The following is a 17522-nucleotide window of genomic DNA, read 5'->3' as shown; positions in this document are numbered from 1 at the left end:
CTCCTTAATTAAAATTTTATTTATCTTAAGATAGATTAATTTTTTGGGAGTAGGTCACTATTAAAAAACCTTGAAATAATGACAGAACATATGCCAAAAAACTAAAAAGCAATTAAATAATGTGAATCAGAGACGCGAAAGTTAATGGGCGATGATCATAGATGGTTCTTAGAAAATTTCAAATTTCTTTCATAAAAGGCAAAAAAGTTTTCATCAATACATGGACTGATTCTGATAAAAAAGCATTATAGAAAATTATATAAGCAGTATTTTTTCCATCTGCGAATTTAACAATTCAAAAGTATATAGCGGAGATAGGTTGATTTAAGATAGTATTAAAGATAATTAATACAGCCTATTTCTATTTAAACGATCCATCACTAGTCCTACAAAATTTTCTCTTTAATATTGCTTTACAGAAATACTTCTTTTAGCATAATCCAATAACTTAAGCCTCTTTGATATTAAAAATTAAAAGCTTGGTATTTAAGCCTTATCGATTCTTATTTACTTACTAGTAGCTATCAATCAATAAAATTGAAATTTTCCTTCGAATTTAATTTCTATCTTTTATTGCATTAATATTGCACTAATTTTATCTTATATAATATATTTTAAGGTTAAATACATTTATTTAAACAAGTGGGGTGGTAATTTTGATTACTTATTATAATAATCCAATTTCTAAACATAATAGTCTCACTACCAATACAAATACCTGCTCTAGCTATAAATCGAACAACTATTTAAAATTTTCTGAGCGTATTAATTTACTTTGTACAACAATTTTCCAATGTTTCCTCAACTTATTCTTTAATTGTATCCCTAGAGATCAACTTCAATCTCAATGGAAAGAAGTTTTTTGGGGAAGAAAAGTAACTGTTAATCGCAAATTTATGGAACATCGCCTATCATCCGATCCAACTTCACTAAGTAAGATTGAAAATAAGCTTTTAAGAAATTCTTCAGTTACCCTAGAAGAAATTGATGAATCAACAATCCCATCTTCTAATCTTTTACCTTTATCTCAAGAATTTAAATTGAGCTTTCAAAACAACACTTTTCTAACTATTACAAGTTCCCAAAAGTCTTTATTAATGGAAAAATCGCCCTATTTTCAAGGTCTTTGGTCAGGAAATTTTAAAGAAACTTTTCAACATCCTCTTGCTTTGACACAAAAAGAATTTACTCGTCTAATCAATTGCCTATTGGATGCTAACTTTAAAGTTCCTGTGGAAGACATTACTTCTTTCATTCAACTAGCTGATTATTATCAACTGACAGATGTTGTAAAAAATTTAGAAAAACAGCTGCTTGATGCATACAAATCAGATAAATTTGAGCTATTTAATTCCAGCGAAGACAGACTAGTAGAATTAAAAGAATTTTTAGATTTTGCTGAGCGATTTCAATTAAATATTTTAAAAAATTATTTACAGCTTACAGTGGTGAATTTATTGTTAAAGCAAACTCCTCATTTAAAGGAGTTTGAAAAAATTTTAAATTATTTTTCAAATGAGATAGAAGGACTTAATTTTTCAGAAAATGCCTATTTAACTGACGCTCATCTTTTAGCATTAAAAAATTGTAAAAATTTAAAAGTGCTTCAACTTCAGTCATGCCACCATCTCACTGACACAGGTCTAGCATGTTTGCCATCTTTAACAAATTTACAGTATTTAAATTTGAACGGTTGTAAAAAACTTACTGACGCTGGATTAGCGCATTTAACACCCTTAGTGAATTTACAATATTTAGACCTGGGCTTTTGCGATAAGCTCACTAGTAAAGGATTAGGGCATTTTAAATCCTTAATAGCTTTACAACATTTGAACTTGAGTGGGTGTAAATTTATTAGGGACAACGGGTTAGCGCATTTAACACCCTTAGTGGCTTTACAATACTTGAACTTGAGCCAGTGCACTTTTCTTACTGACGCAGGATTAGCACATTTGGTACCACTAGTAGCTTTAAAACATTTAGATCTAAGCTGGTGCAATAGCCTTACCAATGCTGGATTAGCACATTTAGTACACTTAGTGGCTTTACAATATTTAAATCTGAGCGGATGCATTTATCTTTCTGAAGCTGGGCTAGCACATTTGGCGCCTTTAACTAGTTTACAGCATTTGAATTTGGAAGATTGCGAACATTTTACAAATGCTAGATTTAGATTAGCGCATTTTAAAGCTTTATTAGCCGCTACAAATTGAATCTGAATTGAATCCAACTTACATTAATCTGGATTAGTTATGGCATCCGTAGTGGCTGTTCCACATTATTAAATCTTTTAAAAAATAATTTTTCTTATCTCACGTTTATTTAGCAAAAAAACGGAATATATCCTTACTTCTTATATTTTTCCCAACCCAACTCTTGCTTTGAAGATATATGTCGAATTTGTTGTTTAAGTAATTAGTCCCAATAGTGCAGCAAGTGTTTGCCCAATTTTTAAGATTATCACGATAAATACTTAACAAGAAAAAATAGAAGTTTTTGTTTTTCAAATAAAAATATTTTATTAACCTGAATTTTGGGTTTTTAGGTAGCTATTAACAACAAATGATGCTGCTCTGCTAAGTTTATCGATGACTTTTTGGGTTAGTGAGGATAAGCAATAATTTCAGCTAATCGATTAATTAAAAAATTTCCGGCATTTCTGTGGCGTGTCTATTCCATTTGAGAAATATTTTTAATTGATCATTGATCGTTTCAATAATAGCTCGTTTTCTAAGAAGAATTTTGCCTGTCAACTTCATCAGCTATGCATCATATTCGACTTTAGGGGAGTAAATAGTTCAAGACCTTGTTCCAAAAGCTCTTTGAAAGCTCTTTCGAAATACCCCCCCTTATCACCAAATAATTTCCCAAAAATCCCTTTCGACAAGGTTTCGACAACAGAGACATCAGCAACATGTCCAGTTAAGCTGAAAAGCTAAAATTTCTCCTTTCTCATTGATCATGAAATGCAATTTAAACCCGAAAAACCATCCTGAAGCTGCTTTCTTCCTCTTTGTCAAGCCTTTAAAGACCTTGTTGCTTTTATGCGTTTATTATGGCAAACATCTATCGATGGAAAATCAATAAAAGTAATTCCTGTGATTTCTCCTCTTTTGTCCAAAAGATAAGCAAATACAGGACCAAAAAGGTTCTTTTTTAAATAAACAAAGCGGCTAGTACTCATTAAGTTTGAAAATACTTTACCTAAGTAGTTGGTAACATACCCATAAAAGGCTTAAATGTTCGATTATTTGATTGATGAAATAAAATAACAATTGTCATTCTCTCTGGTATCGATTATTCAGGTTGAGGTCCTCGCTTTCTTTTGCCATGATTAATTAACTGTTTATTCAATTTCTGCTCAAAAGGCTTTCAAAAATTATCTAGACGACAATATCATTTGATTAAATCCATTTTGACCTTTCAATCAAAGGGATAAATCCAAAATTTAGGTTAGTAATACTTTCTTCTCGGATAAATGTAAAATTTTAAAAGATTTGGGTAATCAATTCAGATTTATTTTTGAAATTTAAATAACTCATATAGGTAGAAATTAAGAAGTGGATTCAGATAAAGAGTTAAAAAACAAAGCAGTGCAAAGAGTGCCGTCTAGTTCAGCATTTTTGGAAATCATCTCTTTAAGTTGATCGAAAGAACATAAACGAGTTTGAATAATTTCTGAGGGTTCTAACCGCGGTGACGTATTAAATTTAGCTCCAAGAGCTTTAACATAAAAAGTTTTTTGTCCGCTAATTCCTGGATAAGGGTAAGCACTTCCTAAGAGGTGAAAGCTTTCAGCTGTATAACCTGTTTCTTCTTCCAACTCTCTCTTCGCAGCGGCCAGAGGATTTTCATTGTCATCTATAAATCCACCAGGAAAACATAGTAACATCTTTTTTGTCGGATGGCGGTATTCTTCATTTAATACATAATAGCCATCAGCAGTTCTGGCTAGAACAACAACAGCTTGAGGAGGAGTAATGAGTGTATAATAAGAGTAGGGATCTTCATGGGCGAGGCGTAAACGATCTCGTTTGATTTTAATGAACGATTCTTCGAAAGCAAGCGTCGTTTCTTCGACAAAAGGAATGGCGAAAGTTTTTTTAGAGTTCTGCATGAATGAATTGTTCTTGGTACAATTTTTGAAAATGTATACGTTTGGTTTCATTACCAACACAATGATAATAAAGTATTAATTGCTTGCAAAGTTGTCTTTTTTCCCACATAAATGCTTTCTCATAGCTATCTTTAGATAAATTGTTAGTTAGAAAGCGTGCTCCAAGAGTCCAGGTACGGGGAAACATAACAGGATTCACCCCAGCAAAATGAACATTTGCTATTTCTGCACCTTCGGTGACTTGCAGCCAGCATCCATATAAAAAATGAAGAAGAGAAGAATCCTTGTTTAACGTTTCAACAGAATAAGTATAGAGCAAGTTACCGGCATCTTGCCAATTTTTGTCTAATAAATAAGCCCAAACACGACGACAATTCAATCTGAGGCGATCTTCAAAGCTGAGTTCTGCATGTTCGAATTGTCTAGCAAGGGTATATATTAATGAAGTATTTAGCTGATCCAAGCATTGGTCCATAAAGTATAGGACGGCATGAAGATGGTCAGCATTGGTCGATGGAATTTGGAAAAAAAAATCTTTATAAACATCTTCTAATGTTTGATAGTGACAGGCAATAAAAGCTTTCAGATCTAACCATTTAGGGTTTTGAGGTAAATTAAGATAAGTTTGAATGGTATTTAATTTTTCTTGTGCATATTCCCATGAACCCAATTCCACAAGGCATAATAAAGCATTATTTACTTCTTCAATTGGAAAAGGTGGGCTTTGGATTAAATCATCAAGAATTTCTCCTAATATAAAAGGCTTAGCTAACCAAAAGGCAAGGGGTGTCGCAAATCGTGTAGAAAGAGTCGTTAAGGGAGATGGCGATTTATATTCAATGAAGGGTAATACTTCCCAATGCTTTTGTAGGCTATTGAATAAACGTTTCGTATGAGTGTCGATTTTATTAAGAGGCAAATGCCTAACTGTTAAAAGTGTAAATCGATAAGTTGTAATTCGTTGCATTCTAGAAACTTCATGCAATCTAGAAATGATTTGTTCCTGAAGCATTGGTAGAATAGGATGATTGGGATAGCGACGATAGGCAAGTTCATAACATTTAATTTCTTCTTCGCTATCGTTTATTGATTCATACGCGAGAGCTTTTCCTAAATATTCTAAAGGAGCACTTGGTGTACCATGAAGTTTTTCAAATTCATTTAATGCTTCTTCTAGCAATGGCATTTTATTTTCAGCTGTTTTTGCTTGTTCAAGGAATGTCAGTCCTGCTCTAAATAAAGCTTCTCTTCCTTCTGTCCGATCAGGAAAAGAATAAGCGATGCGACGATATTCACTTAAAGCTTGGTTGTAATCGCGATGTGCTAAAAAAGCATCAGGAACAGCTAAACAATTAACATTGATATTTAAGTTACCAACATAAATTTCAAGAGGACTGATTTCAAAATCAGCATCTCGCGATAATAATCCGACGTGAGTGCCAATCAAAGGAATATGAGCAATATAAGAAAACTGCAAATTATCATTAATGTAAACATGAATAGATTTATCAACTTTTTCAATACGTACATGGTAAGTTTGCTGCCTTTTTAAAAAGATGTCAGGTGCATGCACGACTTCAACGTTTGAGCGTAGAAGTTTAGTTGTTTTACTAAAATCCGAACCTAGCCATAAACAATAGCCTTCGATAAGATGTTCTCGTGCGCTGGCTTCTGGAACGCTGAGAAGAAAACCAATGCCATGTCCTTGTTCGCCTAAACAAACATCTGCTTCGATTTTTGTATTTCCTGTAAAAGATTGCTTTGAAATCATAAGGCTAACCCATTCAGCGTCATCCGTCATCCGAGTAATGGCAACATGTTCAGCAATTAAAACATTTTCTTGAAACTCCCAATCGTTTTTTTCTTTAGTATTGAGATTTGCAATACAAAACCATTCAGATCGGCCCTCTAGGTAGTTTTCAATATCTCGAATGAGTTCTTCAACGCTTTGATAACGGTTTTGTAAATCAAGCGATAAACATTTTTCCGTAAAACTAGCCAACATTCGAGGAACTTCTCTATAGGGAGCCGCTGTGACAGGATCTTGCCACTCTTCTCGACTCATATTTTTTCGAAATTCATCTAAAGTTCCTCGTTTAAAAGGACTTTTTAAAGTTAATAACTGATATAAAATAACACCTAAAGAGTAAATATCAGTTTGAATTGTTGCAGGTTGACCCAAGGCTCTTTCTGGAGCCATATAAGCAACAGTTCCTACAACTTTTCCAATTTTAGTAATATCTTTTTGTTTAGTGAGAGATTCTGGAAAAGAGGCCAACAATTCTTCTTCAGGAGACTGATCAATAAATTTGGCTAATCCCCAATCTAAAATTAGGACTTCTCCATATTTTCCAATGATGATATTTTCTGGTTTTAGATCCCGGTGTAGCACTCCTTTCGAATGAGCGTAAGCAACAGCCTGGCAGATTGTAATAAACACTCTCATTAAAGCCAAAATGGATCCACCAAGATAATCTAATGTTTCCCCATTTTTTTCCTGTAGTTTGGTTTTTCGGATGATTTGCTTAAGTGTATCTCCTTCTACAAAAGGCATTGTATAATAAGCTGTATCGGCATCCGATCGAATTGTGTAAATGGGAATAATGGCTGGGTGGGTTAATTGCGAGGTCATATGGGCTTCTTTTAAAAAGCGCTTTTTAATTTGAGGATGTTCAAGAAGGTCTGAGCGGATTTTTTTGATAGCAATTTGTCTTTCATAACAAGGATCGTAGGCTAAAAAAACCTCTCCCATTCCTCCTTTGCCAATGCTTTTAATGATTTGATAAAAATCAGATTGAATAGGTAAACCTGTCGATTCATTTTTTTGCGATTTACCACAGAATGGGCAAAAAGCAGGACACTGAGCAAACGATAGTTTGCAGTTGTTCTTGCAGAAAGGACAGGTAAAAGAATAATCAGGAAAAGAATGGGGCATATTAAATCAAATCGATTATTAAAGCTGGTTTGTTTGTTGCAAATATTGCCATAAATCGCAAGTTTCTAAAAAGGTATTATGGACAACACAATTATATAGTCTAGCTCTTCTTCAAAATATACACCTTTATTGAAGAATAAAATGTTTCCATTTGACAAAATAAAACATTTGTTTCTATTTCATCTCTTCTGGAAATGTATTACCAAGATCCGCACTTTAATATTCTAAAATGTTCTAAATAGATCATATTTCCAATAAATATGGGCTGCAACAATCGCTTTCTCACTTGTTCCCTAGATAAGAATTTTTTTCCAGGATTCATTTCAAACCAAACATATTGATAACGATTCAATGGTTTTAAAAAAGATATCATTTTTGTTCATTTTATCTTTGAATTTCACCAATATGAATCAGTCGATTATTCATTTATTTTTCCTATTGAAACTTTTTATTAATCGTTTAAATCCTCTCTTTTTAAATGCACAACGCCATTATGAAAGGAGTATTCTCGCCAGACGAGATAAAACCCTGTTCCCATAAGCAAAATAGGTAGAAAAAAAGAAAATGCCATTCCAATCAATGTAATAAATCCTAAAACGGCAACCAAAGCCACTGTCACAAAAAAATCTAATCGTCTGCCCATTAAGTATTGCCTTAAACCAAATGTAATACCCAAAACAAATAAGATGCTCGGCCACCACATTTTAGTGTAAAATAAAATACCTAATAAAATTAGGAAAATTCCATTAGAAATATTATCTGCACGCCTTTTTGATAAATAAGGGAACTTCATCTTTTATCCTTTTATTCATATGTTTTCAAAGTAGTTTTAACTCTCATTGGTATTTAAAGGTGAGAGAAAAATGAGAAAAAGTACAACAATCGTTTAAAATAGGTTTTTATTAAAAACAAAGAATTTTTGAGCAATTCTAGTTTTAGCGCAAAATGCATGAAATTAACGTTTTCGGAAATATTTAATATTTCTAGGTTTATCCTTGTACGATCAAGAGTCACTGTATATGTTCGTGGGAATTAAAATATCACGTGACGTTTACTGTTTCAATTTTATTGCGAGATGGCAGCTGAAAACCTGCCAAGATGTGCAACTCAAATTTTCATTATTTATTTTATACTATAAAAGTATAAATATTTAAATAATATTATCAATTATAATTTTTTTATTTGTGTAATTTGTTGTCATAAATTTTTTTATTTTTTATAATAAATGTTACTATTAATGTAATAATAAGAGGGAGCTATATATGGTCGAACTATCTATTGATTTTGTCGTAAACATGGTGAATGGTAATTTTTATGATACAAATGTAGAGGTAGCAGCAAACTTATTCGTCGTCTCAAAAAAGAATAATCGATTAAAAAAGATTGATCTAACTCGAGATCTTGAAAAAATTGAAAAATGGGCTGAAAACAATCGCTTTGTGGCAGTTGTTGAAAAAGGGGATCAGACTTTTATTTGCGCAAGTTCTCAAATTGTAGAAAGTTTAAAAAAACAAAATGAGTTAAATATCGAGGGAAAGCAGCTTAGTTATTGTGTGCTATCTGATGATGATTCTGAAAGAATGTCCGCTATTGCCATGGAGGCATTAAATTTAAGTGAAAACTCTTTAGAGAATGAAAAAAAAGATCATAAAATTCCGCCGCATGAGACAACTAAAAGTTTCGTCCGCGACTATTTAGCCAAAATTTCTACAAAAAAAGATCAAACCATGACAATTGATTGTTTGATTTATAAGATGAAAAACATTCCAGGTAAGCAAATTCTTAAATTTCTACGCGATATGCAAGAGACTAGGAATGAGCAAGAGCGCAGAAAAAAAGAAGACTTGATCCGACAAGAAGTAAAATCGATAGACCTCAAACATGCAATATTTAAAAAAGAAATTTTAAAAAATGAAGTGAAAAAGAGTGAAATTAAAGCCCAAACTAAAAGGCTGTCTAGCTAATCGTGCCTTTAGTTGTTGTTAAAAGGAGTTTAAAATTGGTTACTCAACAGCAGAAAATGTAAGATTATCTGCTTTTCGATCTTGAAATTCAAGCCAGTAGGAGTAAAAAGCTCCAGCTAAGCAACACCCTGCACTACAGAAAAATACCACACTAAAATTCGTTGTGCAGAAAAGAAGCTCCCCAATAAAGGGAGCTATACATCCTCTTAAACCGATCATAGCTATGTTTACACTTGTGTATAATGTACTGTCTTCTTGTTTGGCAAATTGAGGACCTGCTAAATGCCAACTCATCTCACTTCCCGCTTGCATAATGCCATAAATCAAATAGGCTAAATAAAGCCATAAAACTTCTTGCTGGATAGTAGCTAAAACAATAGCAAATAGGCCAGCTAATGCCGTGACAAAGAAATTAAATAAATTAATAGAGATGCGATTAAATGCGTTAGCCCATAAAGGAGAGGTGATAGCAAATCCTATTCCTTTACATAATGAGACAGCAAAGATAAGTTGAGTATACGATAAGTGTAGAATTTGCTCAAAAAAAAGAGGTAAAACAGGTTGCGAAAGAATTAAACCCGTTCCTCCCAATAAAAAAACGATTTGGTAGTTGCGAAAATCAGGTCGTTGCTTCATTAATTGCCAGCTATTTTTCCACGGATCAAATATGACGGATCGAAAAGAGAAAGAATTGGGAGCAAATGATGATGATTCATGCTTTTCTAAACGGACTTTTAAACGAAGTAAAAAAACTACGTGAGCGAGTTGAATAAGAGCCAAAATAAAAAATATTTCTGTCCAAATTGAGGGATAGTAATCTAAAATTGGCGCTAATAATAGAGGAACAAAGATGTTAGCGAGATAATTAACTGTGGATCCCTTAGAAAAAATAGCGCTTCTTCCTTCTGGGCCAATATTTCGTTTAAAAATTTCAGCCCAAGCAGGAAGCATGGCTTTCGCTGACATCATAAAGAGAGCGAAAGCAAAAATAAAAAACCAACAATTAGTGACAAAAGGAAAAGCAAAACAAGGAATAAAACTCAATATTGTGGAACTGATAATTAATGATTTGAGTCGTTCAGGCCTGTTTTTGATAAAAACAGAACTATAAAAAGAAATAAGAGCTACAAGAGGCTTAGAACTAATTAGTAAAGTAATTTGAAAGGGGGTTGCATCAAGCTGCTTGCAAATTATAAAAGACAAAAGATTATACATCGCTCCTAAAGGGCTATTTAGAAGCTTACTGGCAATAAAAATAAATTGAGTATTTTTTAAATAATCTAAATTTTTTTGCATTTTAATAGGCGTTTATCATTGATTTAAATCCTTTAATGTTCGATGAGTCAGAAATTAAATTTTTTAATTAATGAGCTAAATCTTTAACTGTTAAAAATATTAACTTAAAATTTTGGATTTGATCATATCATTTTGCTTCAATTTTTAGTCAAACTTTAAACTTCAATTATTTATGTAACTTGAATCAAATTGATAATACATTTTTTAAATAATGTCCTGTCCAGGAAGAAGAGAGTTGAGCGATTTGTTCGGGCGTTCCTTTTCCCAAGACTTTCCCACCTTTTTCCCCAGCTTCTGGGCCTAAATCAATAATATAGTCAGCATTTTTGATTATGTCTAAATGATGTTCAATGATAATCATCGTATTCCCTTTATCAACCAAACGATGCAGAACTTGTAAAAGTTTATAGATGTCATCACTGTGTAAGCCTGTTGTTGGTTCATCGAGGAGATATAAGGTACGTCCCGTTGATCTTTTAGCTAATTCTCGACTCAATTTTAACCTTTGTGCTTCTCCTCCCGATAAACTAGCTGTTTCTTGCCCTAGCTTTAAATAGCCAAGTCCGACAGCGATCAGTGTATCTAAAATTCTGACAATTCGAGGATGATTTTGAAAAATTACCCGTGCTTCATCGATCGTTGTATTAAGATATTGTCCTAAATTTTTTCCTGCATAAGTAACTTCCAAACTTATAGGATTTAACCTTAATCCTTGGCAATCTTCACAGGTTACTTTAACTGCAGGAAGAAAATGCATTTCGACTCGTCGATATCCCAGTCCCCAGCAGCCTGTGCACATCCCTTTACGATGATTATAACTAAAATTTTTGGGTTGAAGTCCTTTTGTTCGAGCAGCTGGCAAAGAGACAAAAAACTCACGAATGCGAGTCAAAACATCGACGTAGGTGCAAACGTCTGAACGAACTGTTGTTCCAATAGGATCTTGATCAATCGAAATCACTTTATCAAAATGTGATAAGCCAGACACTATGGCTCCTTCGATTTCGACAATATCGTGATTTTGTCTTTTTTCAAGAGCGGGAAGCAAAACTTGGTGCAATAACGTAGACTTACCTGAACCAGATACCCCTGTTAAACAGGTCAAAGCAGCTATAGGGATTTCAACACTAATAGATTTTAAATTATTTTTCTTTGTGTGTTGAATAACGATTTGTTCCTGATCAATTGAGCGTCTTCTGGAGAGAATAGGAATTTTTTTCTTACCAGACAGATAAGCTCCAGTCAAAGAAGTTGTACTTTTTAAAATTTGCTTAAAGCTTCCTCTTGCGGTGACATGTCCCCCATGCTCTCCAGAGGCTGGGCCGAAATCGAGAAGATAATCTGCTGTTTCAATAGTCAACGGATCATGTTCAACCATGAGTAAAGTATTTCCAAGATCTTTAAGTTTTTTTAATGCTGCATTTAATTTGGCATTATCATGAGGATGGAGTCCAATGGTTGGTTCATCAAGAACATACAGAACACCCGTCAATCCGCTTCCTAACTGGCGGGCCAATCGAATTCTTTGTGCTTCTCCACCGCTTAATGTGGGGGCTCGACGTTCAAGAGATAAATAATGAAGTCCTACTTCACAAAGAAAACTTAAACGATTGATAAGTTGTGTGTGAACTTCTTCTAGAAGTTTTTTATCTTGTGGGCAAAGTTTAAGCTTTTTAATGAAATTTAAAGTTTGTTCAATTGGCATTGAACAAATGTCATGAATAGAATGATTGTGAATGGTGACGTTTCTTGCGAGCGGATTGATTCTTGCACCTTGGCAAGAGATGCATGTTTGTTCTTGTAAAAGGGGAATAATCGCTTCTTTTTTTTCTGATGCTGCGTTTTTTCCAGCTTTTGCGAGAACCTGATCAATTCCTATCCATCGGTAACGAAGTCCGGACGCATTTGTATACCAGCGTTCCTCCGAAGAACCTTGCATTAGAAATTGGATTTTATCGATTGGTAGTTGATTAAGTGGAACATGAGGATCAATCCCTTCTTCATCGAGAATGTGTTCCATATAAGCAAAAGCATGACGAGTGAATGCTTGCTGCCAGAGATGTCGCATTAATCCAATAACTGAATAAGATGTCATTTCAGTGTTACGCGCAAAGTTAGCGCCATATTGGTAACCAAGTCCTTGGCAATCCACACACATTCCCTCATGAGTATTGAAAGCAAAGGTATGAGGTGTAATTTCAGGGTAAGATTTACCTGTACTTTCAACAGCAAAAGAAAGGTTAAAAGGAATATCTTCATCTTCTTTCATTACAACAACTTTTCCATCTCCAATTGAAGTCGCATTTTCAATGGCTTCAAATAAGCGAGCTTTGATGGATGAATTTGTTTTTAAACGATCGATGACCAAGAAAAGTTGGTTTTTACGTTTTCGATCAAAAGGAATTTGATTTATTTGATCTTGTTCCAGAGAGTAAAATTCTCCATTTAATCGAATGCGTAGAAAACCTTGTCGATTAAATTTAAGAATTAAATCTTCAAATTTCTCGTTTTTATTTAATTCTATGGGGGCTAAAATTTGTAATCGTTGATTTTCGGGATAGGATAGAATACGTTCGACAACGAGTTCTTTGCTAATGGATTTAATAACTTCTCCTGTTTCGGGGCAATGTGCTATTCCCAACCTTGAAAATAAGATGCGTAAGTAATCGTAAATTTCTGTCAAAGTCCCAACAGTGCTACGAGGATTTCCTGCATGAGCTTTTTGTTCAATTGCAATAGCAGGCGAAAGACCACTTACCTGTCCCACTTTAGGCTTTGGCATTTGTTTGACAAATTGACGAGCGTAAGGAGATAAAGATTCAATATAACGCCTTTGTCCTTCTGCATAAATGGTCTCAAAGGCTAAAGAAGATTTTCCAGATCCGGAAGGGCCTGTGCAGACAGTAATTTTTTCACGGGGGATAGTCACAGAAATTTGTTTGAGATTGTTTTGTTCAGCACCTATTACATTGATGTCTTTAATTAAGAGAGCCTCTCTTTGCTTTTTGGTTTTGCGCCGTTTTTTACTTGTCTCGAGAGCAGTTGCTATTTTTTTTTCTATCTCAGGATAAAGTGCATAATTAACGGCTATTCCTGTGGGAGTTTTCATCTTAGCAATTTTTTCTGGATTTCCAGTGGCAATAATTTGCCCTCCTCCAGCTCCTCCTTCTGGACCTAAATCAATAATCCAGTCAGCTGTTTTGACAACATCCATGTTGTGTTCGATCACTAAAACAGTATTACCTTTCTCGACTAAAGCATGTAGAACTTCAAGAAGATGTTTGATATCATGAAAATGGAGGCCTGTCGTAGGCTCATCTAAGATATATAAAGTCTTACCCGTCGCTGGTCTAACAAGTTCTTTAGCCAATTTGATACGTTGAGCTTCTCCTCCCGAAAGAGTTGTTGAAGCTTGCCCAAGCTTAATATAATCCATTCCAACTTGGCTCAATGTTTCAAGCTTATGTTTAATAGAGGGAATATTTGTAAAAAATTCTAAGGCATCGCACACATCCATTTCTAAAATATCATGAATATTTTTCCCTTTATATAAAACTGAAAGAGTTTCTGAATCAAATCGTTTTGTTTTACAAAGAGGGCAATCATCCCATGCATCTTCCATGAAATCCATGTCAATTTTAATCATTCCCATCCCTTCACAATGTGAACAAGAGCCATCTTTGACATTAAAACTAAATCTCCCAGCCTTATAACCTCGCGCTTGACTTTCTGGAAGTTGGCTAAATAAATCTCGAATTTCATCAAATAGTTTAATATAAGTAGCTGGATTAGAACGGGGATTACGTCCAATAGGAGACTGATCAATAGCGATCACTTTGTCTATGGCTTCTAATCCTTGGATCATTTGGTGATTTCCGACTGCATGTTCTCCACCATGAAGTGCATTGGATAAAGCAGGATATAAAATATCGGTAATTAAAGAAGATTTGCCGGATCCAGAAACTCCCGTCACTGCTACAAATAAACCTAAAGGAATTTTAACATCGATTGATTTGAGATTATGATGCTGAGCCCCTTTGATTTCTAAAAAATCTTTGGATGCTTTACGTCGTTTTTTTGGAATATCAATTTGTTTACGGCCTGTTAGATAAGCTCCTGTTATAGATTCAGATTGATTAAAAAGATCTGATAAGTCTCCGTTTACAAGAATGCGACCTCCTTTGACACCAGCCCCCGGTCCGAAATCGACAATGCGATCAGCTTCCCATATTGTTTCTTCATCGTGTTCGACAACAATAACAGTATTTCCCATGTCTCGAAGATGCTTTAAAGTATCGATCAATTTTCGGTTATCACGAGGATGAAGTCCAATGGAGGGCTCATCTAAAATATAAGTAATTCCCACTAACCCACAACCAATTTGGGAGGCAAGCCGCACGCGTTGAGCTTCTCCTCCAGATAGGGTAGGAGCGGTCCGTTCTAAAGTTAGGTAATGAAGTCCCACTTCTAATAGAAATTGTAGCCTTTGTCGAATTTCTTTTAAAAGTTCACCTGCAATTAAACTGTCTTGTGGTGAAAGTTTTAAATTTTCAAAAAAAACGGAGCAATCAAAAATAGTCATTGAGGTTAATTTGCTAATTCGTTGACCACCTAATAAAGTCGCAGCTGGGTAAGGTTTAAGCCTTGTTCCTTCACATTCAGGGCAAATTTGAATGCTCATGACTTTTTGCATTTTCTTTCGGTAATTTTCACTTTTTGCTTCTGAAAATCGAGTGTGAGCGTCGTGTAGAACGCCTTTCCATTGAATATGATCTGTCCAGCGAGCTCCCGTGATGGGATGAACAAAATGCATACGCGTCCATTTTTTTTCTGTTCCAAATAAATAAACTTTACGGGCACTTGCAGAGAGGTTTTTCCAGGGTGTATTTACACTAAAGTGATATTGTTCAGCTAGATTGTCGTAAATATTTCCATAACGAACTGTTTGATAAGGACTAGCAATAGAGCAACAATTGTTTGCGATGCTGAGGTTAGGATCAATAACGAGATCTAAATTGAATTCATGAATATTTCCCATTCCTTGACAGCGAGGACACATACCAGAAGGGCTATTAAATGAAAAGTCATGGGGTTCTAAAGAAGAGTAAGATAATCCTGATTGAGGGGAATAGGCATGCATAGAAAAAAGCTGCTCATTTTTTGATTCAGCGTCTAATATGCTGCATACACCCTGTCCAAGTTGCAGAGCTTGTGTTAACGAATCAGCAATTCGTGATAGAGCATTATTTTCAATTGTCAATCGATCAATCACAACATCGACATCGTGAGTCACATTTCCATCTAAGGTCAGTTCATCCGTTAAATTCACAAAGTGTCCGTCCACTCTGGCTCGCATAAAACCTTTGCGGATTAACTCTTGAAAATCTTCTTTAAACTCTGCTTTTTTTGCCTTTGCATAAGGAGCTAAAATAATAATTTTTGTTTTGGGGGGAAGATTTTGGACAGATTTTATAATTCTTTCTCGACTTTGAGGGGTTACAGCTTCCCCGCTAACAGGACAATGAGGGATCCCGATTCGAGCATAAAGAACTCGTAAATAGTCGTAAATTTCGGTTAACGTCCCCACGGTTGATCGAGGGTTTTTTCCAGCTGTTTTTTGTTCAATTGAAATTGTAGGAGAAATTCCACTTGCATGTTCAAGATCGGGTTTAGACAATTCTCCTAATTGACGTCTTGCAAATGTAGAAAGGGATTCTACATAACGCCTTTGCCCTTCAGTATAAATGGTATCAAACGCTAAAGAAGATTTTCCTGAACCCGATACTCCAGTAAAAACGATGAGCTCATTCTTTTCTAAAGTCAGATCCACTGTTTTGAGATTATGAACACGCACTTTTTTGAGGACAATATTTTCCTGATTCATCATTCATTCCTGAAAAGATTAGAAATTCATCATTGTAAGATAAAGAGGGAGATCTTTTGAAATTTCTTAAAAACAAAATGCTCGTAATTTTTAATTGATTGAGCTAAGTTTTCGTCACTATAGACTTTTCAAATTTTTTTATTCTTTTATTCTCTTTTCTTTGTGTTTGGTGAACCAAAATTATACCAGACTTTAGAAATAAATGTAAAAATGCTTGTTTTTGGTATTTTTTTAAGAAAGAATTATATAAGGTAGCTTTATATTTACTATAAAAGTAAAGATTTTAAATTTTTTATTAAACTGAATTTTGGATTTTTAAGCGGCGAATAACAATAGACGAAGTTGTTCTGGTAAATTGATAGATGGCTTTTTAAGTTGATGAGTATAAGCAACAATCCCAGCTAATAAATTAATTAAAAAAAATTCCGGCATTTCTATGGCGTATCTATCCAAACTAAGAAATATTTTTTAATTGATCATTTACCGTTTCAATGATAGCTTGTTTTCTAAATACCGTTTCAATGATAGCTTGTTTTCTAAAATTTTTTTCTGTCAGATTCATCAGCTTCTGCTTCCTATTCGATCTTAGGGGTGTCAATCGTTCAAGACCTTGTTTCAAAAGCCTATTTGAAAGCTGTTTAGGAATATACCCTTTATCACCAAATAGTTTCCCAAAAACACCTTTTGATAAAGTCTCGGCAATAGAGGCATCAGCAACATTTTCAGAGTTAAGCTGAAAAGCCAAATTTCACCTTTCTTATTGGTCATTAGGTGCAATTTGTTCCCAAAAAATCATCCTGAGGTTATTTTTTCTCTTTTTACTAAACCTTCGAAGACTTTTTTTAATGCGTTTATTGCGGCAAACATTTATCGATGGAAAATCAATAAAAGCAATTCTTGTGATTTCTCTTCTCCTGTCTTGAAGTTAAGCAAATAAAGGAACAAAAAGATTCTTTTTTAAATAAACAAAGTGACTAGTACTCATTATAAGTTTGAAAATTCTCTAACTAAGTATTTAAGAACATATTCATAAAAGTGCTTGAATATATCCGATCGTTCGATTGATGAAATAAAATAACAATTGTCATCATCTGCGGTATCGATCATTCAGGTTGAGGCCCTCATTTTGTTTTACCATGGTCAATTAACTGTTTATCCCATTTCTGCACGTAGATGCTAGAAATCGCCGCTAATGTCGACGTCACCGTAGAAGCTATTTCTTTACCCTTGCAAAGACGTTAAAATCAAATTATTTTTTATTGCTTTCTTTTATGGTAAAATATAAATTCAAAAAAAATAAGTTGGTCCATATGCAAAATTTAAGAA

At 34.1% G+C, this 17522-nt stretch carries 7 protein-coding genes and 2 pseudogenes; 2 read left to right on the top strand and 7 right to left on the bottom strand.

What is annotated here, in order from left to right; all coding sequences use genetic code 11:
* Positions 1-647: 647 nt before the first annotated feature.
* Positions 648-2213, top strand: coding sequence for a BTB/POZ domain-containing protein (locus tag PC_RS10095; protein ID WP_011176195.1), 1566 nt, complete (start codon positions 648-650; stop codon positions 2211-2213).
* A gap of 388 nt (positions 2214-2601) precedes the next feature.
* On the opposite strand, the pseudogene PC_RS11460 reads toward PC_RS10095, so the two are convergent.
* The 4 genes and pseudogenes from PC_RS11460 to PC_RS07870 form a co-directional block, all read right to left on the bottom strand.
* Positions 2602-3354: pseudogene (locus PC_RS11460) on the bottom strand (IS982 family transposase).
* Positions 3355-3553: 199 nt separating this feature from the next.
* Positions 3554-4117 (bottom strand): NUDIX hydrolase, encoded by a 564-nt coding sequence (locus tag PC_RS10090; RefSeq protein ID WP_011176192.1) that lies wholly within the window; start codon positions 4115-4117, stop codon positions 3554-3556.
* Complete coding sequence (gene pknD, locus PC_RS07875; protein ID WP_011176191.1) at positions 4104-7052, bottom strand: serine/threonine-protein kinase PknD; 2949 nt, start codon at positions 7050-7052, stop codon at positions 4104-4106. Before pknD ends, PC_RS10090 begins: the two co-directional genes overlap by 14 nt.
* A gap of 451 nt (positions 7053-7503) precedes the next feature.
* Complete coding sequence (locus tag PC_RS07870; protein WP_011176190.1) at positions 7504-7845, bottom strand: hypothetical protein; 342 nt, start codon at positions 7843-7845, stop codon at positions 7504-7506.
* 469 nt (positions 7846-8314) lie between these two features.
* Here PC_RS07870 and PC_RS07865 point away from each other — a divergent pair, with 469 nt between their 5' ends.
* Positions 8315-9016, top strand: coding sequence for a hypothetical protein (locus tag PC_RS07865; protein WP_011176189.1), 702 nt, complete (start codon positions 8315-8317; stop codon positions 9014-9016).
* 39 nt (positions 9017-9055) lie between these two features.
* Here the strand turns inward: PC_RS07865 and PC_RS07860 are convergent, their stop codons facing one another.
* The 3 genes and pseudogenes from PC_RS07860 to PC_RS11455 form a co-directional block, all read right to left on the bottom strand.
* Positions 9056-10312: an MFS transporter gene (locus tag PC_RS07860; protein ID WP_052278688.1), complete on the bottom strand. Its 1257-nt coding sequence runs from the start codon at positions 10310-10312 to the stop codon at positions 9056-9058.
* A 184-nt stretch (positions 10313-10496) separates the two neighbouring features.
* The gene (gene uvrA, locus PC_RS07855) at positions 10497-16196 is read right to left on the bottom strand and encodes an excinuclease ABC subunit UvrA (RefSeq protein ID WP_044045204.1); all 5700 of its coding nucleotides are present in this window, start codon (positions 16194-16196) and stop codon (positions 10497-10499) included.
* 315 nt (positions 16197-16511) lie between these two features.
* Positions 16512-17413, bottom strand: a pseudogene (locus tag PC_RS11455) (IS982 family transposase).
* Positions 17414-17522 lie beyond the last annotated feature (109 nt).

It is taken from the genome of Candidatus Protochlamydia amoebophila UWE25 (assembly GCF_000011565.2).
Taxonomy (GTDB): Bacteria; Chlamydiota; Chlamydiia; order Chlamydiales; family Parachlamydiaceae; genus Protochlamydia; species Protochlamydia amoebophila.
Note: the sequence above shows the minus strand (reverse complement) of the source record. Positions and strands in the feature narration are given on the sequence as shown.

Bases quoted from the DNA above. Each gene is read 5' to 3' on its own strand.
- PC_RS10090 (WP_011176192.1), bottom strand. From the start codon at position 4,117: ATGCAGAACTCTAAAAAAACTTTCGCCATTCCTTTTGTCGAAGAAACG.
- pknD (WP_011176191.1), bottom strand. From the start codon at position 7,052: ATGCCCCATTCTTTTCCTGATTATTCTTTTACCTGTCCTTTCTGCAAG.
- PC_RS07870 (WP_011176190.1), bottom strand. From the start codon at position 7,845: ATGAAGTTCCCTTATTTATCAAAAAGGCGTGCAGATAATATTTCTAAT.
- PC_RS07865 (WP_011176189.1), top strand. From the start codon at position 8,315: ATGGTCGAACTATCTATTGATTTTGTCGTAAACATGGTGAATGGTAAT.
- PC_RS07860 (WP_052278688.1), bottom strand. From the start codon at position 10,312: ATGCAAAAAAATTTAGATTATTTAAAAAATACTCAATTTATTTTTATT.
- uvrA (WP_044045204.1), bottom strand. From the start codon at position 16,196: ATGAATCAGGAAAATATTGTCCTCAAAAAAGTGCGTGTTCATAATCTC.